The organism is Thiospirillum jenense, from assembly GCF_014145225.1.
In the GTDB taxonomy this organism is placed as follows: domain Bacteria; phylum Pseudomonadota; class Gammaproteobacteria; order Chromatiales; family Chromatiaceae; genus Thiospirillum; species Thiospirillum jenense.
In genome coordinates this window covers 149,199-172,193 of sequence record NZ_JABVCQ010000001.1, presented here as the reverse complement: position 1 = coordinate 172,193, position 22,995 = coordinate 149,199, and the positions used below count along the sequence as shown (strand labels likewise).

General features: G+C 48.0%; 22 protein-coding genes. 10 read left to right on the top strand and 12 right to left on the bottom strand.

Annotated elements, in window-relative coordinates; genetic code table 11:
• Nucleotides 1–50: 50 nt before the first annotated feature.
• The 4 genes from ilvC to HUK38_RS00710 form a co-directional block, all read right to left on the bottom strand.
• Nucleotides 51–1,067, bottom strand: coding sequence for a ketol-acid reductoisomerase (gene ilvC / locus HUK38_RS00725; RefSeq protein ID WP_182581870.1), 1,017 nt, complete (start codon nt 1,065–1,067; stop codon nt 51–53).
• A 73-nt stretch (nt 1,068–1,140) separates the two neighbouring features.
• Complete coding sequence (gene ilvN / locus HUK38_RS00720) at nt 1,141–1,638, bottom strand: acetolactate synthase small subunit (protein ID WP_182581849.1); 498 nt, start codon at nt 1,636–1,638, stop codon at nt 1,141–1,143.
• Between the two features lie 15 nt (nt 1,639–1,653).
• A complete protein-coding gene (gene ilvB / locus HUK38_RS00715; RefSeq protein WP_182581848.1) occupies nt 1,654–3,408 on the bottom strand; it encodes a biosynthetic-type acetolactate synthase large subunit in 1,755 nt (584 codons plus the stop codon).
• A 280-nt stretch (nt 3,409–3,688) separates the two neighbouring features.
• Entirely contained in the window at nt 3,689–4,372 is a 684-nt protein-coding gene (locus HUK38_RS00710) for a septation protein A (protein ID WP_182581847.1), read from the bottom strand.
• 180 nt (nt 4,373–4,552) lie between these two features.
• Here HUK38_RS00710 and HUK38_RS00705 point away from each other — a divergent pair, with 180 nt between their 5' ends.
• From HUK38_RS00705 to HUK38_RS00685, 5 genes are all read left to right on the top strand, one after another.
• Entirely contained in the window at nt 4,553–5,386 is an 834-nt protein-coding gene (locus HUK38_RS00705) for a PHP domain-containing protein (RefSeq protein ID WP_182581846.1), read from the top strand.
• A 51-nt stretch (nt 5,387–5,437) separates the two neighbouring features.
• Nucleotides 5,438–6,073 carry an L-threonylcarbamoyladenylate synthase gene (locus HUK38_RS00700; protein ID WP_182581845.1) on the top strand — a complete coding sequence of 212 codons (636 nt, stop codon included), beginning with the start codon at nt 5,438–5,440 and terminating at the stop codon, nt 6,071–6,073.
• Between the two features lie 203 nt (nt 6,074–6,276).
• Nucleotides 6,277–6,876 carry a CNP1-like family protein gene (locus tag HUK38_RS00695; RefSeq protein ID WP_238787336.1) on the top strand — a complete coding sequence of 200 codons (600 nt, stop codon included), beginning with the start codon at nt 6,277–6,279 and terminating at the stop codon, nt 6,874–6,876.
• A gap of 89 nt (nt 6,877–6,965) precedes the next feature.
• The gene (locus HUK38_RS00690; protein ID WP_182581843.1) at nt 6,966–8,999 is read left to right on the top strand and encodes a M3 family metallopeptidase; all 2,034 of its coding nucleotides are present in this window, start codon (nt 6,966–6,968) and stop codon (nt 8,997–8,999) included.
• A gap of 259 nt (nt 9,000–9,258) precedes the next feature.
• Nucleotides 9,259–9,699, top strand: coding sequence for an H-NS family nucleoid-associated regulatory protein (locus HUK38_RS00685; protein ID WP_182581842.1), 441 nt, complete (start codon nt 9,259–9,261; stop codon nt 9,697–9,699).
• 16 nt (nt 9,700–9,715) lie between these two features.
• Here the strand turns inward: HUK38_RS00685 and HUK38_RS00680 are convergent, their stop codons facing one another.
• A complete protein-coding gene (locus HUK38_RS00680; RefSeq protein ID WP_182581841.1) occupies nt 9,716–10,543 on the bottom strand; it encodes a sirohydrochlorin chelatase in 828 nt (275 codons plus the stop codon).
• Between the two features lie 360 nt (nt 10,544–10,903).
• Here HUK38_RS00680 and HUK38_RS00675 point away from each other — a divergent pair, with 360 nt between their 5' ends.
• Together HUK38_RS00675 and arsB are read left to right on the top strand one after the other, a co-directional pair.
• Nucleotides 10,904–11,353 (top strand): arsenate reductase ArsC, encoded by a 450-nt coding sequence (locus HUK38_RS00675; protein WP_238787335.1) that lies wholly within the window; start codon nt 10,904–10,906, stop codon nt 11,351–11,353.
• A gap of 14 nt (nt 11,354–11,367) precedes the next feature.
• Nucleotides 11,368–12,450 carry an ACR3 family arsenite efflux transporter gene (arsB, locus tag HUK38_RS00670; RefSeq protein ID WP_182581839.1) on the top strand — a complete coding sequence of 361 codons (1,083 nt, stop codon included), beginning with the start codon at nt 11,368–11,370 and terminating at the stop codon, nt 12,448–12,450.
• Between the two features lie 193 nt (nt 12,451–12,643).
• On the opposite strand, the gene HUK38_RS00665 is transcribed toward arsB, so the two are convergent.
• Nucleotides 12,644–13,753 carry an efflux RND transporter periplasmic adaptor subunit gene (locus HUK38_RS00665; RefSeq protein WP_182581838.1) on the bottom strand — a complete coding sequence of 370 codons (1,110 nt, stop codon included), beginning with the start codon at nt 13,751–13,753 and terminating at the stop codon, nt 12,644–12,646.
• Between the two features lie 101 nt (nt 13,754–13,854).
• Between HUK38_RS00665 and HUK38_RS00660 the strand changes: the two genes are divergently transcribed.
• On the top strand, nt 13,855–15,018 hold the full coding sequence (locus HUK38_RS00660) for a GNAT family N-acetyltransferase/peptidase C39 family protein (protein ID WP_238787334.1): 1,164 nt from the start codon (nt 13,855–13,857) through the stop codon (nt 15,016–15,018).
• A complete protein-coding gene (locus HUK38_RS00655; protein ID WP_182581837.1) occupies nt 15,011–16,528 on the top strand; it encodes a RimK family protein in 1,518 nt (505 codons plus the stop codon). Before HUK38_RS00660 ends, HUK38_RS00655 begins: the two co-directional genes overlap by 8 nt.
• A gap of 26 nt (nt 16,529–16,554) precedes the next feature.
• Here the strand turns inward: HUK38_RS00655 and thiS are convergent, their stop codons facing one another.
• The 5 genes from thiS to HUK38_RS00630 form a co-directional block, all read right to left on the bottom strand.
• The gene (gene thiS / locus HUK38_RS00650) at nt 16,555–16,755 is read right to left on the bottom strand and encodes a sulfur carrier protein ThiS (RefSeq protein ID WP_182581836.1); all 201 of its coding nucleotides are present in this window, start codon (nt 16,753–16,755) and stop codon (nt 16,555–16,557) included.
• A 155-nt stretch (nt 16,756–16,910) separates the two neighbouring features.
• Nucleotides 16,911–17,123, bottom strand: coding sequence for a type II toxin-antitoxin system HicB family antitoxin (locus HUK38_RS14995; protein ID WP_238787333.1), 213 nt, complete (start codon nt 17,121–17,123; stop codon nt 16,911–16,913).
• 288 nt (nt 17,124–17,411) lie between these two features.
• A complete protein-coding gene (locus tag HUK38_RS00640; RefSeq protein WP_182581835.1) occupies nt 17,412–19,421 on the bottom strand; it encodes a sodium-translocating pyrophosphatase in 2,010 nt (669 codons plus the stop codon).
• Nucleotides 19,422–19,559: 138 nt separating this feature from the next.
• Nucleotides 19,560–20,813, bottom strand: a complete 1,254-nt coding sequence (locus HUK38_RS00635) for a 6-phosphofructokinase (RefSeq protein WP_182581834.1) — start codon at nt 20,811–20,813, stop codon at nt 19,560–19,562.
• Nucleotides 20,814–20,864: 51 nt separating this feature from the next.
• Nucleotides 20,865–21,230, bottom strand: a complete 366-nt coding sequence (locus tag HUK38_RS00630) for a hypothetical protein (RefSeq protein WP_182581833.1) — start codon at nt 21,228–21,230, stop codon at nt 20,865–20,867.
• A 226-nt stretch (nt 21,231–21,456) separates the two neighbouring features.
• Between HUK38_RS00630 and HUK38_RS00625 the strand changes: the two genes are divergently transcribed.
• Nucleotides 21,457–22,617 (top strand): response regulator, encoded by a 1,161-nt coding sequence (locus HUK38_RS00625; RefSeq protein WP_182581832.1) that lies wholly within the window; start codon nt 21,457–21,459, stop codon nt 22,615–22,617.
• Between the two features lie 131 nt (nt 22,618–22,748).
• Here HUK38_RS00625 and HUK38_RS00620 read toward each other — a convergent pair whose 3' ends face one another.
• Complete coding sequence (locus HUK38_RS00620; protein ID WP_182581831.1) at nt 22,749–22,955, bottom strand: hypothetical protein; 207 nt, start codon at nt 22,953–22,955, stop codon at nt 22,749–22,751.
• Nucleotides 22,956–22,995: the final 40 nt, after the last annotated feature.

The window sequence follows — 22,995 nt, the reverse complement described above, 5'->3', positions numbered from 1 at the left end:
CCACGCGAGCGCCTGGGAACGATCATTCGTGAATTGATAGCGTTGTGCAATTAGTTTTTAGCTTTATCTACCAATTTCTTTTCCCGAATCCAGGGCATCATTTCGCGCAGCCGTTCGCCAACATATTCAATCGGATGCGCCTCACCAATGCGCCGCATCGCTTTCAAACGCGGCGCCCCAGCTTGATTTTCAGCAATAAACTCACGAGCAAATTCACCCGTTTGAATCTCGCTCAAAATACGCCGCATTTCCACTCGCGTATTGTCGTTAATAATGCGCGGGCCGCGAGTTAAATCGCCGTATTCGGCGGTATTGGAAATGGAATAGCGCATGTTGGCAATGCCGCCTTCATAAATCAAATCCACAATTAACTTGACTTCATGCAGACATTCAAAATAGGCCATTTCAGGTGAATAGCCGGCCTCAACCAATGTTTCAAAGCCGGCGGTAATTAATGAAGTTAAGCCACCGCACAATACAACTTGCTCACCAAATAAATCGGTTTCGCATTCTTCACGGAAGCTCGTTTCAATAATACCGGCGCGCCCACCACCATTCGCTGACGCATAGGCCATTGCAAGATCACGCGCTTGACCAGTGGCGTCTTGATGCACCGCAATTAAACTCGGCACCCCGCCGCCCTGTGTATAAGTTGACCGCACCAAATGCCCCGGCCCTTTCGGTGCAATCATAATGACATCAAGATCAGCACGCGGTTCTATTTGCCCGAAATGAATATTAAAGCCATGCGCAAAAGCTAATGCTGCGCCCTGCCGAATATTGGGTGCAATTTGCTCTCGATATAACCGCGCTTGATGTTCATCAGGCGCTAAAATCATAATTAAATCAGCCCCAGCAACGGCGGCGGGAATATCCTGCACCTGCAATCCCGCATTCGTGGCTTTAGCCGCCGAAGAAGAGCCGGGGCGCAATCCAACCACCACTTTAACGCCAGAGTCTTTTAAGTTATTCGCATGAGCGTGACCCTGAGAACCATAGCCAATAATGGCAACTTGTTTGCTTTGAATAAGCGCCAGATCGGCATCTTTATCGTAATAGACATTAATAGACATGGGTGAATTTAATCCTGCGTGAATAACAAATGATTGGGTAAATCCTGCGGTATATTGCAGGAGTAAATTAAGCGTCTGGCGTTAATCCCGCCGCGCCGCGTGCAATGCCAGTTGGGCCGGAACGCACGACCTCGGTAATTAACCCATTCGGGACAGCTTGAATAAAGGCATCGAGTTTTTTCGACGACCCGGTTAATTCAACAACGTAGCTGACTTCGGTCACATCAATAATTTTAGCACGAAAGATGTCCACGAGGCGTTTTAATTCCTCGCGCATGGGGCTGGGCGCCTTGAGTTTAATCAACATCATCTCGCGTTCAATATGTTGACCAGTGGATAAATCGAGCAATTTAACGACATCAATCAGTTTATCCAACTGTTTTTTAATTTGTTCAACGACATCATCATTGCCAGAGGTGACTAATGTCATACGCGATAATGACGGATCATTGGTCGGCGCAACCGTCAACGATTCAATATTATAGCCGCGTGCAGAAAATAATCCCGCAATACGCGATAAGGCACCGGCTTCATTCTCAACCAACATGGAAAGAATATGTCTCATAATGAATTTTCTGGCTCAAGCCAGCTCCCGTTCAGATAGTGTCGGTGGCAAGTGCATTTCATGTTGCCCTTTACCCGCCGCGACCATTGGATAAACATTTTCAGTGGGATCAACCACCACATCAATCAACACTAAACGATCTGTTAAAGCAAAGGCGTCTTGCAATGTTTTGGCTAATTGATCGGGTTGATCTACGCGCATTCCGACATGACCAAAACTATTCGCTAATGCCACGAAATCCGGCAAGGCTTCAACATAGGTGTGAGCATAGCGGCTTTCATAAAAGAACTCCTGCCATTGCCGTACCATGCCCATATAGCCATTATTCAGCAGAAGGATTTTAATTGGCAACTTGTATTGTTTGCAGGTGGCCAATTCTTGAATACACATTAAAATACTGGCTTCACCGGACACGCACACTACTCGCGAGTCGGGATGCGCTAATTGCACCCCAACGGCTGCTGGTAAACCAAATCCCATTGTGCCTAATCCACCCGAGTTAATCCAGCGGCGCGGCTGATCGAATGGATAAAACTGCGCGGCAAACATTTGGTGTTGACCAACATCCGACGTTAAATACAAATCACCTTTAGTCAATTGATAAAGCGTTTCGATGGCGAATTGCGGTTTAATTTTATCGCTATTGCGATCATACCGCATACAATTGACTTGCCGCCATTCTTCAATCCGCTGCCACCACGTCGTTAATGCCTCAGCATTCGGGCGTTGCGGGCTGGTGCGCAATAGCCGTAATAATTCACGCAACACGCTCCCCACCGGCCCGACAATTGGAATATCCACGCGCACGGTTTTAGAAATTGAGGCCGGATCAATATCAATGTGAATAATTTTGGCCTGCGGGCAAAAATGTTCAATTTTACCCGTGACGCGATCATCAAAGCGCGCCCCAATGGCAATTAAACAATCGGTTTCGTGCATTGCCATATTAGCTTCATAGGTGCCGTGCATTCCCAACATGCCGACAAACTGTTTATCGGTCATTGGATAGCCGCCCAATCCCATTAACGTGCTGGTTAATGGATAGCCCAGCAGCCGCGTCAATTCAGTTAATTCGGCCGCGGCATTATCGGCAATAACTCCGCCGCCGGTATAAATCACCGGGCGCTGCGCCGTTAATAATAAACTGACCGCCTTACGAATCTGTTCTAAATCACCATGCTGCGGCGGTTGATACGCCCGCAATTGCACTTCACGCGGATAATAATAGGGAATCAATTGCGTCGGATCGGTCATGTCTTTAGGAATATCCACGACCACCGGCCCGGGGCGTCCCGTTTGCGCGATATGAAACGCTTTGGCGATGATCGGCGCTAAATCCTCGCGTTTTCGCACCAAAAAGTTGTGTTTAACGCACGGGCGGGTAATGCCAACCGTATCCACTTCTTGAAATGCGTCACTGCCAATGACCGGTAATGGCACTTGACCAGTTAATACCACGAGCGGAATTGAATCCATATACGCGGTGGCAATACCGGTGACGGCATTGGTAGCGCCGGGGCCGGAGGTCACTAAACACACGCCGCAACGCCCGGTGGCACGCGCATAGCCGTCGGCGGCATGAACTGCGCCCTGCTCGTGGCGCACTAAAATGTGTTTAATTTGGTCGGCTTTTTTGAATAGCGCATCGTAAATGTGCAATACGGCGCCGCCAGGATAGCCAAAGACGTAATCAACGCCGGCATCAATTAACGTCTGAATGACAATGTCGGCGCCACTTAATTGGAGGGGCGGGGTGAGTGAATTATCCACACAAAAATACCTCGGTGTGTTTTTGATAGAACGCGGTGCATCGCAAACAGTGATTTATTTGCAAGTTCGCTGGTCAGTTCCCTGATAGAATTGGCCAATCAACCCATTGCATTGCCGTTTGAAGTGCGTCGTTGCTAATATGATTTAAGCATTGGGCAATGTCAATCAAAATATCAGTCAAATAACAGTGTCATTCGTGCGGGATTGTTGATGCAATCATCAGCGCCCCTGATGATCGCGTAGCATTGAATTGTGTCACTGGTGAATAAAACGTGGCTAGTTAACGCGATGATGGCGCCGCCGGTTCATTATTATCATCTTGCACATACCGCGCTAGATACAACGATTGTGCTACTACAAACGCAATGGTCATGCCTAATAAACCGAATAGCTTGAAATTAACCCAAATGGCTTCGCTGTGTTGGGCAGTTTGGCATAATTCCAACAGCGCACCAGTAAAGGCTGTGCTACAGTTAGCCAAATCAAATGTGGTTTGCCCCGTCGCGTTGACTAATGCTTGGCGGGCGGTAAAAAAGCCACTGCCGTAATAAACAACGTATAGATTAACCAGACCTGAAACTATAAAAAAACCTACCCACGCAAGATTTAACCTGCGCCAAATGTGTATTGGTAGAATGATTGCCTGCCCCATTAACCGTTGTGTCAAGGGGCGCTCACCTATGAACTGGGTAATTAAAAATGCGAGGGCAAATAACCAGTTAATCAGTGTCGGTTTCCACATAATAAAAATGGGGTCGTGTAATGCGATGGTCAACCCGCCGAAAATGACTAATAACGCCAATGTGACCCATTGCATCGTTTGGACGTGATGATGCCGCCACCATGACCAACCAACTTGTATTGCCGCGGCCGCAATAGCAATGCCAGTGGCGACGTAAATCCCCGCCAGTTTATATGCAATGAAAAATAAAATCACCGGGAAAAAATCAATTAAAAATTGCATAAGAAAATATCCTTCAATAAGGGCGGTTGGCTAATATTGCGCAATTGAAGCGGCGGGTTCACTATATTACGCACACTCACCGCGTGTTAAAATAACTTGATTGACTGCCGTTCCAATGTCATTACTGAAACATGATCGCGGGTGACGGTGTATTTAATTGTTCTCATTTAGAAAATTGCCATGATTCCATCGCCTGATTTGCACACTCATTCAACCGCTTCGGATGGCACTCTCACACCGACGCAATTAGTCACCCGTGCGGCGGTAGCGGGGGTGCGCGTATTAGCGCTCACCGATCACGATACCGTTGCTGGTATTGATGAAGCGCAATTAACCGCCACGACAGTCGGGGTGAAACTCATTGCCGGCGTTGAGATTTCCGTCACCTGGTTAGGCCGCACTATTCACATTGTTGGGTTGGGAATTGATTCAAATAATTCAACGCTCGAACACGGATTAATAACTCAGCGTCAATTTCGCACTTGGCGAGCGGAGGAAATGGCGCAGCGGTTGGCTAAAGTCGGCTACCCAGACGCGCTGGCGGGTGCGCAAGCCTACGCCAATGGCGTGGTCATTGGGCGCACCCATTTTGCGCGCTTTTTAGTCGCCCGTGGCGCGGCACCTGATGTGCGCAGTATTTTCAAGCGTTTTCTCGTTGCTGGCAAACCGGGCTATGTTCCAAGTGAATGGACTGATTTAATGACCGCGGTGAATTGGATTAAAACCGCCGGTGGTCAAGCCGTGATTGCGCATCCGGCGCGTTATCAATTAACTGCCAGTAAACGGCGGCAATTATTTAATGAATTTAGTCGTGCCGGCGGGCGCGCAATTGAAGTGATCTCCGGCAGCCATAGCCGCGATGACGTATTCAATTATGCCAATTATGCGGCTGAACATCAATTCCTCGCCTCTGCTGGTTCTGATTATCACGGCCCCGAACAACCCTGGATTGAACTAGGGCAATTACCCGCATTACCAGCGTGCTGCACCCCCATTTGGCACGATTGGCAATAACCTATTATCACGCGATTCACCACCACCCACCCACTTTGGCGGTTTTTATTTATGGCGCAGTATTTTGAAATCCACCCCGACAACCCGCAACCCCGTTTAATTAACCGCGCTGCTGACATTGTGCGCAATGGCGGCGTCATTATTTATCCCACCGACACCTGCTATGCGTTAGGCTGTCAAATTGGCGAAAAATCTGCGATGGAACGCATTCGCCAAATCCGCCGTTTGGATGATAAACACCCATTCACCTTGATTTGTCGTGATTTATCCGATATTTCCACTTATGCACGCATTGATAATCAAGATTATCGGCTACTTAAATCACTCACGCCCGGCGCCTATACCTTTGTTTATGAAGCCACTAAACAGGTGCCACGGCGGTTATTACATCCTAAGCGCCGCGCCATTGGTATTCGAGTACCCGACACGCCCATTGCTCGCGCATTGCTGGGTGAATTAGGTCAACCGCTGCTAACGACCACGCTCATTCTACCCGGTGACACGCAACCATTAAACGACACCTATGAAATGCGCGAGCAGTTAGCACACTGTGTTGATTTGATCATTGACGGCGGGCATTGTGGCAATTTACCGACAACCGTGATTGACATGACCGGCGACATGCCACAAGTATTGCGCATTGGCAAGGGCGATGCGAGTTTATTTACCGCCGCCCTTGATGCTTGAATACCACACCCCCAATCAATCAGGCTTACTCCGCAACCCATCATTGTTAACAATCCAACAAGCGCCGCGTTGTTGACCCGATTGTTTTTTTGCACTTGCACGGCGGTGATTTTAGGTGTTTAATTCTGCAACGGCGCGTTATAATCGCGTTCCCTATTTAACCCAGACACCCCCAACTCACCGCTTCACTGGCTATGCTTGACTTGACAACACGACTGTCTTTACTCCTCCTCATTAGCGTCGTCTTTACTCGCCCTGCCAGCGCGGATAATCTGTTTATCAATGATGCGGAAGCACCAACGCCCGCCAGTGTCACCGCCCCAACTGCATGGCGTGAAGCACCGTTACAACTGCCTTCATGGCCGCGTGATAACGATTTAATCGCCATTCCTGATCGCGCCGCTAATGCGCGTTTTGACTATTTCATTGATAGTCATAGTCTGCACACCAGCGCCGATAACGTGGTGCGCTATACCGTCATTGCCACCGCCAGGGATGGAGCGCGTAATATCAGTTACGAAGGCTTACGCTGCACACCGCGAGGGCAATATAAATTATACGCTTATGGCACTCAGCAACACTTTGAACCCATTGATCCAGCCAATCTAATCAATCCGACGACTTCAGCGGATACTTGGCAATCATTAGATGATGATTCCGACTCCTATCGGCGCATCTTGTGGCAATGGTATTTCTGTGATAATAAGCAATTTATTCCCCGCACCCGCACTGAACAACTCCGTCTTTTGCGTAACGGTCGCTCCGCCCCGAGCATGGACGATCACGGGTTTTTAACAGAATAATGCCTGTTTTTATTCAATCAATCACCGTTACTCAATTAACCACGCCGCATAATTGTTATTTACGCCGCCGCGGCCGCTGAGAATTGCGCATGACAGACTTAAATCCGTTATTAACTAAACAAGCATTACCCGCGTTTGATGCCATTCAACTGGCACACATTGAACCGGCACTCGATCAAGTATTAGCTGAAGGGCGGGCGCTCATTGCGCAATTAACCGCTGATCCGGCGCCCGCCACTTGGGATAATTTCATTGCGCCGTTAATGATTGCAAATGAACGCATTCAACAGGTCTGGTCACCGGTGACACATCTAAATGCCGTTTGTAATAGCGACGTATTGCGTGTGGTATATAATATTTGTTTGCCAAAATTGACGGATTATCAAACTGAAGTCACGCAAAATCCTGAACTTTACAAGAAATATCAACAGGTTGCCGAATACACTGATTTAGATCATGCAGCGCGGCAAGTATTAAATCATGCGCTGCGTGATTTTCGCCTCGCCGGCGTTACATTGCCACCTGTGCAACAGGCGCGTTATAAAACTATTATTCAAGAATTAAGTACCCTGACCAACCGGTTTGAAGAAAATTTACTCGACGCCACCAATGCCTGGTTCAAACACATTACCGATGAACAACAATTAACTGGATTGCCGATAACGGCGATTGCATTAGCCCAGCAGCAAGCACAACAACGCGGTTTAGAAGGTTGGATAATAACACTTGACATCCCATCTTATTTGCCAGTCATGCAATATGCCGATGACCGCGCATTACGCTGTGAATTATACACCGCCTATAGTACGCGGGCATCCGATCAAGGGCCACACGCAGGGCAATGGGATAATAGCGCGCTCATGGAGCAGATCGTTGCATTACGCCACGAATCTGCACAATTAGTCGGTTTTGCCAACTATGCTGAATTATCATTAGCAACGAAAATGGCGCCAGATACTGCCTCGGTCATCGAGTTTTTAACGGATTTGGCAGCCCGTTCATTGCCACAAGCGCGCCGTGAATTTGCAGATATTTGTACTTTTGCAGCCGAATTAGGACAGCCAGAAGTCTGCGCGTGGGATGTGGCGTATTATTCAGAAAAATTGCGTTTGCAGCAGTACGCCATTAGTCAAGAAGCATTGCGGCCGTATTTTCCTGTCACCAATGTGATTCCCGGTTTATTTGCCGTTGCCGAACGGTTATTTGATGTTTGTATTACGCCGGCAAATAGCGTAGCATTATGGCATCCTGAGGTTCAGTTTTATCAAATCAATGATCTTGACGGCACCCCGCGAGCGGCGTTTTATTTAGATTTATACGCTCGGCAAAAGAAACGGGGCGGCGCTTGGATGGATGTTTGTGTAAATCGGTTTAATAGCGCCGGACAGTCTCAATTGCCCGTTGCGTATTTAGTGTGCAATTTTACGCCGCCAGTTGATGGGCAACCGTCACAATTAACGCATCAAGAAGTGGAGACGCTTTTTCACGAGTTTGGTCATGGTTTACATCACATGCTCACGCGAGTTAATTACCCGCCGGTGGCTGGCATTAATGGCGTTGCTTGGGATGCGGTGGAATTACCCAGTCAGTTTTTAGAGAATTGGTGTTGGCAGCGCGAATCGCTCGATTTATTCGCTGCGCATATTATCACTGGTGCACTGATTCCAGATAATTTGTATCAACGTTTACAGGCAGCGCGGCATTTTCAATCGGCAATGCAAATGGTGCGGCAATTGGAATTTGCGTTGTTTGATTTCCAACTCCATCGTGATTATGATTCTATACAGGGAGCGCAAATTGCCGCGTTATTAGCCAAAATACGCGCTCAGGTGGCGGTGTATGATCCCCCAGCGTTTAACCGTTTTGCGCATAGTTTTTCACATATTTTTGCGGGCGGTTATGCAGCGGGTTATTACAGTTATAAATGGGCAGAACGATTGGCGGCGGATGCGTTTTCACTCTTTGAAGAGCGCGGTATTTTTGATACTGATACGGGACAGCGATTCCGTCAAACGATTTTGGAACAGGGTGGGGCGGTTGATGCAATGGAATTATTCATCGCCTTTCGTGGACGTCCGCCATGCAATGATGCACTTTTACGCCACTGCGGTATTGCTGGCTAAACAACATGCTGGACGGTGCCTGTTTATTTTCATTCATTTCTTGACAATGCAGACAATGCGATTTAATAATTGCGCATTCCTTAGACAACGGGTCATTATTGACAGTTTAAGGATACGATAACACCAGTGTGGTGCGATAACCTGAGTTGAGTGATGACTGGCGTTTCAGATCGCCAGCTATGGTGAAGGATCGAATAGAGTGTCACCTTATGTGCCAGTCTTTTTGATTAACAACGTTACTTTTGTGGAGATAAAACAAGTGGAATATCAAGAATTAAGTGTTGAAGAAATCCGTGCGCGGTTACAAGAAGTTGACCAAAAGAAAGTGGGATTAGAAAAAGCATTGCTGCGGCGCAAACAAGCCGCCCGCGGTGATTTGGTGCAGCAGATTCGTGACTTAATTAGCCGCAATGGATATGCGGTTGAAGAGATTTTAGAAGTGTTGACTACTAAACGGCGGCGCGGACCAGTGCCGGGTGAATCCACGAAAAAACCTGGCGATGGGCGTGGTAAAGGCAATCGCAATTATGTGACCTACGTTGATCCGCAGAATGAAAGCAATGTGTATGTGCGGGGCGTATTACCCGGCTGGATGAAACAAAAAATGGCCGAATTGGGTTATGATTCATCGCGTAAAGAAGATCGTGAAAAATTCAAAACATCTTATTTGCGTCCGGCAACCCCCGCCGCGCAAGGTTAATTGCGTTTCATTTCCGTCACGCACAATTGACGGCTTGAAGTCTGTGGGCGAGTAATTCAATCAGGCGCCGGTGTTGTCCTACCAGCGGCGTCACAGCAATTGATAATTCGCTATGATGCGTCATCGCAGTACGGCAGATGGTCGCAATATCGCCCTCTTGACCGGCATGGCGACCCGCGAAAAAGAACAGCATTGATAAAGTAATGCGACATCGCGGGTCGCGCATGGCGTGATTTTTTAATACTTCGGTCAACAACTGACCATTAAAATCATATTCCCGCTCCGAGCGCCGTTCCATCACCGCTTCACTCACTGGTGCGATGTGTTGCAAGCGCACTGTTAATTGTTGCGCTAACCATGTCCGCACCGCAGTTACCTGTGAGACGGGTGAACCATGATCCACCAGAATAATTTGATCGGGCAATGCAGATTGCTGGCTAATACAGTGCTGTAATTGATCGCTGAGTATTTCAACTAATAATGGCTCGCCGGCGGGTAATGGACATAAAACCTCGGCCATTCGCACATCAAACCATCCCAGTTCATTCTGTAATATCGCTACCTGTGTTGGAATAAACTCAGTCAGCGCACGGCTTGGCCCAAAAAATAGCGGTAATATAATGAAGTCACGTCGTCCTAATAACAGTTGCTGGCGCAGGCATGAAGTCAATACGATTGCCGGACGCTGATCGAGTAATGCCGTATCAATATGATCTGAATGCTGTAATGATACCGGTGTAATGATTTGACCAGTGTAAGCGGTTAAACGTGCCGCCAGATCGCGCAATGCTAATACCGACTCTGGTCGCCGTGAGCCATTATCAACTAATAAAATAGTGGTCATTTAATCTTCCAAGTTTGTCATTGCCAAAAATGAAATCGGGCATTATATCTGTTGCAATTACCAATTAAAAATGTACATATTCTTAATACAATTATCAAGATATGGCAATGAATATTCTCATATTAGTTTGATACATAAGATAGGATTTTTTGGTAGTCATCAAAAAAATTTGTGCGAATACTTGCATCTTTTGCAGAGACCTTGCGTCTTCATCTGTGCCGAGGAAACGAAATATTTTATGATGTGCTTAGGTAGTTGAATAGCGCCGCACTGCGATTACTTCGAGCGACACTGTTTGATGTCAAGCGATTAAATAAATCGTTTCAATAAATAACTATCCTATTAATTTGAGTGAGTAATATGATGCAAACATCAATAGAACCGAACACAGAACTGAAATGGGTGTTAATTCTTTGCACCGGCAATTCGTGCCGTTCGCAAATGGCAGAAGCCATTGTGAATTATACGTTGGCAGGTCAAGTCCGCGCTTGGTCGGCTGGCACTCGCCCGCAAGCGCAGGTGGCCGCTGGGGCAATTGCCGCATTAAAAGATGCCAACTTGCCAACCGATGAATTATATCCCAAAGATGTCAATGATGTATTAGAGTTACCCTTTGATTTAGTGGTGACAGTGTGTAATAACGCCAAAGAAATTTGCCCGATTTTTCCACGTCCGGTGCCGAAAATCCATTTACCATTTCACGATCCACACGGTGAACCAACTGCCTCTTTTATTCAGGTGCGTAATGACATTCAGGCGCAGTTGATTCCGGCGATTTGTCAAGCATTGGGTATTGAATTGGTTAATTAAATGGAGCAATTGGCATGTCAGTGCACTGTGAAGTTAGCGCTAAACATGAAGCGGGTGAAGCGATGAATGTATTTGAACGTTGGTTAAGCGTCTGGGTGCTGCTGTGTATTCTAATTGGTATTGGATTAGGGCAATGGCTACCCGCGCCATTCCAGTGGTTAGGTCAATTAGAGATTGCCCACGTCAATTTACCGGTTGGCGTTTTAATTTGGGTAATGATTATCCCTATGCTCATTAAAATAGACTTTGGCGCATTACATCAGGTTAAATCCCATTGGAAAGGGATTGGTGTCACAGTCTTTATCAATTGGGCTGTTAAACCATTTTCTATGGCGTTGTTGGCTTGGTTATTTATTCGTGTACTGTTTGCAGAGTGGTTGCCTGCCGCGCAATTAGATAGTTATGTCGCTGGTTTAATTTTATTAGCAGCGGCACCCTGTACGGCAATGGTGTTTGTTTGGAGTCGTTTAACTAACGGTGATCCGTATTTTACGCTATCACAGGTGGCATTAAATGACATCATTATGATTTTCGCGTTCGCCCCCATTGTTGGTTTATTATTGGGGTTGTCATCCATTATTGTTCCCTGGGCAACGCTCATTCTATCAGTTGTGTTGTATATTGTGATTCCAGTGCTATTAGCACAATGGTGGCGCCATTGGTTATTGGCAAAGGGCGAGGCACAGTTTAATACCACATTGAATAAATTAGTCCGTGCATCAATGTTGGCATTATTAGCAACGCTGGTATTGTTATTTGCCTTTCAAGGGCAGGCAATTTTAGAACAACCCCGCGTGATCTTTTTATTAGCAGTGCCAATTTTTATTCAGGTATTGCTAAACGCCAGCCTTGCATATTGGCTCAATCGTGTAGTTGGCGAACAACACGCTATTGCCGCGCCATCAGCACTAATTGGCGCTTCTAATTTTTTTGAATTAGCAGTTGCAGCGGCTATTTCTTTATTCGGTTTTGCGTCTGGCGCAGCATTAGCGACAGTCGTGGGAGTGTTAATTGAAGTGCCGATGATGTTATTAGTGGTGCGTATTGTGAATCGCACTCGTGGCTGGTATGAACAACGGCTGCCAGCACTGAATTAGGAATTACACAGTTGGGCTGTAGTTGTGCGTAACATTTGACATTTCTCCCCCTCCCTAGTCCTCTCCGCTGGGGGAGGGAACACTCAGGAATACAATTGCGTAACTCCTGTAAATTTGTAATTAACATAGTCGTTTTACAGAAACCAAAAAACCGTTTATACCATGTCTAGTCTCACACTAAATAATAGCTTTTTTATTCCGAAAATGACAACGGTGATAATTCAACTTTTGCTCCCTCATTTAATCCAACACTCCCGCGAGTAATTACCTGTTCACCGACTGCCAACCCCGTCGTGATTTCAATTCTCTCATCAATGCGTAACCCAAGCGTTACCGGGCGCCGCGCCGCTGTTTTTTCATTCGTCATTACCCACACAAATGCCCCCATTTGTTGATAATGCAACGCACTTAAGGCGATTAATAAACGCGGCTGTGATGGCGATGTGAAAGTCACTCGCGCTAATTGTCCCGCCCGCGCCGCCGGCGGTAATTCATCAAATGCAATCTCCACCAGTGCATGATGGTGCGGCATGATTAGGGTTGGATGAATGCGTTGAATACGTCCGTTAACAACACGATCATTCAGTGCATCAATACACATTTGCACACGATCACCAGTGCGCAATTGTGGTAACATCAATTCTGACACATAGACTTCAGCAATTAAAGACGTTGTCTCTACAATGGTAATTAAATGGGTATTTTTATCCACAAAATCATGCGGTTCAATTAAGCGTTCGGTTATCATGCCAGCAAAGGGCGCCATAATTTGCATGGTATTTAATCGAAGATTTAATAAATTTTTTTCTGCCAATGCAATTGCCACCGCCGTTTCTGCTTGCGCTAAACTGTCATCAGTCGTGGCGCCACGGTGTGCTAATCGTATTAAACGATCACGATCCTGTATTTTTTGTTGATGAATCGCACCGGCGCGGTCGTATTCTGCCCGCAATTGCGCATCATTTAATTGCACCAATAATTGACCGCTTGCTACTGCATCACCCGCAAATCCAGCGATATTTTCAATAATCCCTTCTTCTTGACTAAACAACCGCGCCTGTCGTTTGAATTGCAAATAACCAGGGCGTTGATATTGCACCGTCGCGGGCGTTATTTCTGCCACTTGAATCAGCACCGGATGCGTCATTGCCTGTCGTGGTGAATTAGCCGGCATTGGATTCACTGATTCACCCTGACAACCGAATAAAAAAACAGTCGTGCCAGTTAATATAACTAATAACCAGCGCGTCAAATGGGTGTGCAAATAATGACTTAAAACTGAGCAAAATAAAGGTGTATTCATACAATCATGCAACAAAAAATTAGCATATTCAGTTGGAGTCAATTCGTTAAAATACTACACAACAGCTTGATCGTTTTGCTAATATCTTGCACTCTCACGAAATGCCAACCGATTGTAAAGGGCAGATCATAATGGCGTCTTATCATATTCGCATCGCAGCGTTAAGTGATCTTGATGCGTTAGTCAAACTTGAAATCCACTGCTTTAATACAGACCGTCTCACGCGCCGTCAATTGCGCTATATGCTCGTTCGGGCGCAGGCAGTCATTCAAGTCGCAGTTGCTAATCACAATCAGCAATTATTAGGGTATGTCTTGGTGCTATTTAATCAAGCCACCTCAGTGGCGCGCTTATATTCCATTGCTGTTGTACCAGAAGCGCGCCATCAAGGTATTGCCCGCGCATTAGTTTTAATGGCGGAACATGCCACCTGGGAACGCGAGCGGGCTTATTTGCGTTTAGAAATTCGCCGCGACAATTTAGCGTCACAACGTTTATTTGAAGGCTTGGGTTATCGTCGGTTTGGGAGTGTGCCGGGCTATTATGAAGATCAGATGGAAGCGCTGCGTTATGAAAAGACATTAGTACCTGAATTAGAACCCAATCTTGGGCGCGTGCCCTTTTATGAACAAACGCTCGATTTCACTTGCGGTGCATCAGCGTTAATGATGGCAATGCAAGCGTTAATGCCGCAATTAGTATTAGATCGTACTTTAGAATTGCGCATTTGGCGTGAAGCGACAACGGTATTTATGACATCTGGACATGGCGGGTGCGGCCCTTTTGGATTAGCATTAGCTGCGCATCATCGCGGGTTTCATGCGGAGATTTTTGTTAATGATCGCGGTGTCCCGTTAATTGATTCAGTGCGCAGTCCTGAAAAGAAAGAAGTGATGCGTTTAGTGCATGAAGATATGTTAGCAGAAAGTAGTCGCGTGGGTATTCCTATTACTTATCGCCCGCTGGGATTAGAAGAATTAGAAGAACGCTTTACACGCGGTGCTATTCCGCTCGTGTTAATTAGTTCATATCGGATTTATGCGGAAAAGTTTCCGCATTGGGTGGTGGTGACGGGTTGGGATGAGCGTTTTGTGTATGTGCATGATCCGTATGTGGATTATAAAAGTGGCGAAACCACGCTCGATTCTATTAATATGCCTATTCAACAAGCGGAATTTCGACGCATGGCACGCTATGGACGCGCTGGATTACAAGCCGTCGTGTTAATTTCATTACCTCCTATGGATCATCATTACGATGGCTGAACATTTATTATTAGTTGAACAAGAAAGCGATTGGAAATCAGGCTTTCCACGCTTGCCGGTGGTGACAGCGCGTGATTATTTAGGTCGCACCGATGATGCCAAATTGGATGGTAATAAACGCATTGATTGCTCGTCACGGCGGGATTTGCGCGTGATTAACCTCTGCCGCAGCTATCGTTATTTAAGCATTGGTTATTATTGTTCATTATTAGCCGAAGCGCGAGATCATAAGGTTGTGCCGAGCGTGCGCACCATTCAAGAATTATCCAGTCGTGAGATTTATGGCTTAGTGACGGATGAATTAAATCAGCGCGTCCAGCGATTATTAGGGGCGCGTAAAGGTGGCCCCACGCCGACGGCTTATGAATTAACCCTCATGTTTGGTCATTGTGCCAGTCGGGAATTGCAACCATTAGCGCGGCAGATATTTGAAACCTTTCGCTGTCCTATTCTGCGCGTTGAATTACGGTTGCAGGGCAGTTGGCGGATTGCTGATATTAAAGCGCTGCCATTAAGTGCATTATCTTCGGAACAAGAAGCCGATTTTTTCACTGCATTAGAATGGTATTTATCACAACGCTGGCGGCAACCCCGCGCCCGCTTGCGTTATCGTTATGATTTAGCTGTATTGCATGATCCGGTGGAAGATTTGCCGCCGTCTAATCCACGCGCTTTGCGGCAATTCATTCGCGCTGGTAAAGATTTAGATGTGAATGTCGAGTTAATTCAACGCAAAGATTACGGGCGTTTAGCTGAATATGATGCGTTGTTAATTCGGGAAACCACGCGCTTGGGTCATCATACGTTTCGGTTTGCGAAAAAAGCCGATAGTGAAGGCATGGTGGTTATTGATGATCCCGATTCAATTTTGCGCTGCACCAATAAAGTCTTTTTAGCGGAATTATTAGAAGCCAATCGCGTCCCGCGCCCGCGTACGTTAATTCTGCGCAAAGAAACGCTGTTTGATGCTGAGAGTGAAATTGGCTACCCGGTGGTCTTAAAAATCCCCGAAGGTTCATTCTCACGCGGCGTTTTCAAAGCCGAAAATCGCCCGGCATTAACTCGCATTGCGCGGCGGTTATTGCGCGAATCAGATTTAATTCTCGCGCAGGAATATCTATACACTGAATTCGATTGGCGCATTGGAATTTTAGGGCGGCGGCCATTATTTGCCAGTAAATACTTTATGAGTAAAGCGCATTGGCAGGTGGTGCGGCATCGTGAAGATGGTAAAAGAGAAGAGGGCAGTTTTGAAACGGTGCCAATTGAAGCGGCGCCACCGGAGGTGGTGCGCGTGGCATTAAAGGCGGCAAATTTAATTGGTGACGGGCTGTATGGCGTGGATGTGAAAATGACGACGCAGGGCGCGGTGGTGATTGAAGTGAATGATAATCCCAACATTGATGCCGGAATTGAAGATTTGGTGTTAGGCGAGGCGTTGTATCGCAATATCATTGGCGAGTTATTAACGCGGCTGGAAAAACAACGCGGCCCCGGCGGGGCGAGTTAATTGATTGTGCGTTTAATGACTGGCAATTAACCACCGCCGACGGCCTGAATGATCTCAACGCGATCATTGGCGGCGAGTTGATAATCAGCGAATTGACTGCGCGGCACTAATTCTTGGTTAACTTCAATCGCCAACCGCCGTCCAGTCAATTGCTGCTGCGCTAATAAGTCGGCCAAGTTGCAGGGTTGCGGCACTTCGATAATTTGACCATTTAAGATGATTTGCATAGTGGTTTGCTCACGAATGAAAACTGGGATTAAACTCGCCCGCTCGGTGGCTACAGGGCTGTTAAATGCTAATTAACCGACAAATTAGCATTGTATACACTTAGCCGTTGTCACAGGCGGCATTTTCGGATTAAGCACAAGCGGCACACCCTGATCTACGCGGCTGTTTTATTGGGTTCAAGATGATAGTGTTCACAGGCTTCTTGGAATACTCGTAAAGAGATTTCGCCTTCTCGTTTTAAGCCGGTAACATCGGTGGCATAAAAATCAGCGCCGCCATTGAGACCAATAAACTCACCGCGAAACATGTTAAGTTCAGGATCAAACGTGATGACGGCACGATAACCGTTAATTATTAAAGTATTCATGGTGTTACTCCAACGGATATTTGCCGATATGGGTCGAGCAAAGATCAATTCTAATGCGCGTTGGTGCTTTTGTCTCATAATCAATCATACAACAAAAAACCGCTTCTAGTTTCCCGAAAGCGGTTTAAGTTGATTAAATCCCCCCGCTCGCTGGCGCGAGCGACCCCCTTTTGCAAAGGGGGTAAAAAACCCCTCTTTAATAAGAGATTTTATTTGAACCCCCCTTTATAAAAGGAGCAAAAAACTTTATAAAAGGGGGGCAGGGGGATTTTCTCCCAACAATAAAGCCTACAGAATTGGCACAATCAACAACGCGACAATGTTGATGATCTTAATTAACGGATTCACTGCTGGGCCTGCCGTGTCTTTATACGGATCGCCAACGGTATCACCCGTCACCGCAGCTTTATGGGCATCCGAACCCTTGCCGCCGTAATTACCATCTTCAATATACTTCTTGGCATTATCCCATGCACCGCCGCCGGTGGTCATGGAAATAGCGACAAATAAACCCGTCACAATCGTGCCAATTAACAACCCGCCGAGTGCCTCTTTACCCAGCACTAAACCGACCACCACCGGCACCAATACCGGCAATAATGACGGGATAATCATCTCTTTAATGGCATCTTTAGTCAGCATGTCCACCGCTCTGGAATAATCGGGCTTTTGTTCACCTTTCATAATGCCCGGCATTTCGCGGAATTGCCGCCGCACTTCATTCACAATGCCCGCTGCCGCACGGCCGACTGCTTCCATCGCCATTGCACCGAATAGATACGGCACCATGCCACCAATGAATAACCCAATGATGACCATGTGATTATCAAGGCTAAAGTTGACCGCTTGATCGCCCAGCGCGTGGGTGTAATCGGCAAATAACACCAATGCCGCTAATCCCGCTGAACCAATAGCGTAACCTTTGGTCACGGCTTTAGTGGTATTACCAACTGCGTCTAATGGATCGGTAATAGCGCGCACTTTTTCATCCATATTGGCCATTTCGGCAATACCGCCGGCATTGTCGGTAATTGGGCCATAAGCGTCTAATGCGACAATAATACCCGTCATGGATAACATGGACGTGGCGGCAATGGCAATGCCGTATAACCCGCCTAACCAATAAGAAATCAGAATTGCAGCACAAACGGCTAATACCGGCGCGGCGGTGGATTTCATTGAAATGCCCAAGCCAGCAATGATGTTGGTGGCATGACCGGTGGTGGAGGCTTGCGCAATATGCCGCACCGGCGCGTATTCAGTGGCGGTGTAATACTCGGTAATGATGACCATTAACGCGGTCAAGCCTAAACCCACTAATGCCGCTAAATACAAATTGAAATTAGCGCCCACGCTGCCGGCGGGATCCATCATAAAGGTCAGCGGTAAAAAGGCCACGGCGGCAATACCACCAGCGACGATTAAACCTTTATACAAGGCGGTCATAATCTTTTTATCGCCTTCTTCAGCTTTAACAAAGAAGGTGCCGACCACTGAACCAATAATTGACACGCCGCCCAAGACTAATGGGAAGACGACGGCATTGGTGGTTTCTAATAATAACCAGCCTAATAACATGGTGGCGACGACGGTCACGGCGTAGGTTTCAAATAAATCCGCCGCCATGCCCGCGCAATCGCCGACGTTATCGCCAACGTTATCGGCAATGACCGCTGGATTGCGTGGATCATCTTCGGGAATACCGGCTTCAACTTTGCCGACCAAATCCGCACCGACGTCCGCGCCTTTGGTGAAAATGCCGCCGCCTAACCGGGCGAAAATAGAAATCAATGAACCACCAAAGCCCAAGCCGACTAATGCGTGTAATGCGTCGCTTTGTTCAACGCCACTGGCGGTTAAAAAGCCGTAATAACCCGCGACACCTAATAAACCCAAACCGACGACTAATAAACCGGTGATGGCACCGCCGCGAAATGCGACTTGCAACGCCGCGTCCAAACCCGATTTGGCGGCTTCAGCGGTGCGGACATTGGCACGGACGGAGATGTTCATGCCGATATAACCGGTCGCACCTGAAAGAATAGCACCGATGATGAAGCCAACGGACGTGTGCCAGCCCAGCGCCAGCCACAGCACGACGGCGAGGACGGCGCCGACTAAACCAATGGTCATGTATTGGCGGTTCAAATACGCCTGCGCGCCTTCTTGCACGGCGGCGGCGATTTCCTGCATCCGTTCGGTGCCGGCGGATAATTTGAGAATCCACTGCACTGACCAGATGCCGTAACCGAGTGCGGCCAGAGCGCACACGATGGCAAATATCGTTCCCAAAGTCATACAGAATCACTCCTTCAAGTGAGTTAATTTAATGGTTAAGTTGAAAATATCCGCCAGCGCAGTCGCCCGCGCTGACGTGTCCGTTGTGTCACCACCCGATTGGATGGTGCTGCGCAACGGTTGCGTACTTTACGCCGCTTACAGCGCAAATTCGCCTAATTTCTTTGCCACCGGCGCATTTTTCAGCGTGACGTAACGCGGCAAGCCATTGGCGAACGGCGGGTAATCTTCGCCCTGAATCAGCGGCAGCAGATACGTTTTGCAGATTGGCGTGATGCCAAAGCCGTCGGGTGTGATGAACTCACGCGGCATGAATTTTTCCACATTCGCCACCGCTGACAACGGCGCTTCGCCGACTTCCCACTGGTACGGTGAATCACTCAGGCGCTTGACGGTCGGCATCACCGCGTTGTGACCGGCCAGTGCCAAGTTCACCGCCGCCTGCCCCATCGCATACGCCTGATCCACATCAGTTTTTGACGCCAAATGCCGCGCTGCGCGTTGCAAATAATCCGCCACCGCCCAGTGGAATTTGTACCCCAGCGCCTCTTTAATCATGTTGGCCACCACCGGCGCCGCGCCGCCCAGTTGCGCATGACCAAAGGCATCCCGCGTGCCTTGCTCGGCTAAAAACCGCCCGTCGGGATAGTGCGCCCCTTCCGAAACGATGATGGTGCAAAAATCGTGTTGCGCGACCTTCGCCTTGACGGCGGCGATGAATTGCTCGGGATTGAACTCGATCTCGGGGAACAGCACCAGCACTGGGATGTTGTGGTCTTCAATCAACCCGCCCGCCGCCGCAATCCAGCCGGCGTGGCGTCCCATCACTTCCAACACGAAAATTTTGGTCGAAGTTTTCGACATCGAGCGCACGTCGAACGACGCTTCCAGCGCGGAGGTGGCGATGTACTTGGCAACGGAACCGAAGCCGGGGCAGTTGTCGGTGATCGGCAGGTCGTTGTCCACCGTTTTGGGAACGTGAATTGCTTGCACGGGATAGCCGAGCGTTTCGGATAACTGCGAGACTTTGTAGCAGGTATCGGCCGAATCACCGCCGCCGTTGTAAAAAAAGTAGCGGATGTCGTGCGCTTTGAACACTTCGATCAGGCGCTCGTACTCGCGTTTATTGGCTTCCAAACTCTTGAGTTTGTAACGGCACGAGCCGAAGCCGCCGGACGGGGTGTAACGCAGCGCGGCGATGTCGGCGGCGGATTCTTGGCTGGTGTCAATCAAATCTTCGGTCAGCGCGCCGATGATGCCGTTGCGGCCGGCATACACGTTGGCAATTTGATCGCGGTGCTGGCGCGCCGTTTCGATCACGCCGCAGGCAGAAGCGTTAATGACGGCGGTGACGCCACCGGATTGGGCATAAAACGCATTATTTGCAGTCATGCAAGTCCTCGTTAGGTTGGAGTTGATAGGAAAAGGGAATCAGGGATCAGATCAGCGCCGGCGCGGCGTGGGCAAATCACCGCGTAATTCGGCAGCGTAATCGGCTTGCGCTTGTAACAACGCGACCACGCACTCGGCCAGATCATCGTAGTCCTCACGACCGGTGCCGAATTGTTTGTACGGTTGATAATAAAACTGGCAACGGTAGCGCCCGTCACCAATTTTAAAGATCACAAAATGACAGTCGTCATCGCTCTGCCAGAATAACACCGGGCAGGCGGTCAATTCACGATCAGCGGGATTGATGCGGATATCCGCGTCGGCGGGTTCAATTTCCAGCGGGTAGCCGTAGCGCTCTTTGAGGGTGGTGCGCACCAACCACAATTCAGTGGTGGTGAAATCGGGAATAGTCATCATCGGTGCGATTGAATACGGTTTAATGACACCGCCCGCCAGCGCGGGGGTAAATGAGCGGCTAGGTTACACCAACGCGCCGCCATCTGGCGCCTGTTCAACACACCAACTCGCTGGCGCGGCACCCGATGGCGACGTTATCACCACATAAAGCGCGTGTTATCTGAATGCGAACACTGGCATGGTAAGGTAAAATTAAAACCGACTGTTTTTAGGTAACACACTTATTATGCGTATTTTAATTATTCACGACAACCTGACAATGAGTGCATTACTCACGCGCCTGGTCAGTTATTTATGGCCCAATGCACTGGTGATAACCACCACCGATGGGCGCTCGGGATTAGATCAATGGCACAACGCCGGGGCGCATCTGGTTATTTTGGATTGGGAACTGCCGCGTTTATCTGGATTAGAAGTCTTAAAAATCATTAAACGCACCGGCGGCGATGTGCCATGCGTCATGCTTTCCAAACACCTTGACCGCGACTCGGTGATGATTGCCGCCGCCCATCATGTTGACGCCTTCATTGCCAAACCTTTTCTATTACAAGAAACAATAGCGCGCCTGTCTGCATTGCTGCCGACGACGCATGCCGAATTATCGCCCGTTTCCAATTGTCACACATTTAACAGCTTCATTGCTTACAGCATTGCCCAGGCAACGCTCGGTTTACCCATTGCATCGGACTTAATTAAAGCAATTGAGCAAATCCGCACCTTAGATACCGACAGCAAAACACAGTTATTACGCCGCAGTCAGCATAGTCCGGCGCTCATGCTGCGCCTATTAAGTTTTGCCAATCGCCCGCCCTATCATCTGGACACGCAACCGATTGAAGATTTCATTGAAGCTTTTCAACACGTCGGCGTGGACGATTTTATTAACATTGCACTGGAATTATCATTAATTCCCGGTAGTGTATTAAAACATCACCTGTTACAACAAAAACAAGCATATTTTGAACAGGATCATCTGCGTCTCACCGACATCGTCACTAAAATGAATCAAGATGTGGAATTCGATCTCAAAGCGGCCCGCTCGACCTGTCAATTATATCGCGTTGGTGAATTGACGCTATTGCAATTGATGCAAGCGTGGTTAGATCATGGTCATTTGTTGGATGAAGTGGCCTGTGATCAATTATTGCAACGCAATGCGGCACACCTGGGCAATCAAATTAAAACCCAATGGAATTTACATGGCACGATTCGCAATCGTATTGGTGCCGCGTATCTATTACCCAGCGGCACAGTGCGACGCGAACAGGTGATTATGCGCATTGCTGGTTTGTTGTGCAGCGGTGATAAAAAAAACGAGTTACCGCGTTTATTATCCCGCGTTGGCTTGTCAGAAACTGCCGCCCAGCGCTATCAAATCAGCGAATAAACTGTACTTACCGCACCAATTCAAATACTCGGTCGGGTTGGGGCTGTTAAGTTCTTTGGTTAAAGCAATTGTCATTTCCGCAGACGCGGGAATGACGATGAGGGCGTTTTTGATTAGCGGTTAATTAGAACTTAACAGCCCTGCTCGGTCGGGGGAATTGAGTTAATAAAACGCCGCTCGACTCCAGTCATCAACGCGCCACTGCGGCGGGCGGAACTGTGACCCGCTTCGCACCGCATCTGCATTAGCATTTGCGCATATTTCCAATCCCGCCCGCGCCGCACTTCAGTCGTCACTTTAACAGTGTTCGCCCGCCGCTTAATTCCATTGTAAATCACTCAACAATTGCGTTTTGTCAATCGTTTTTGGCAATAAAAA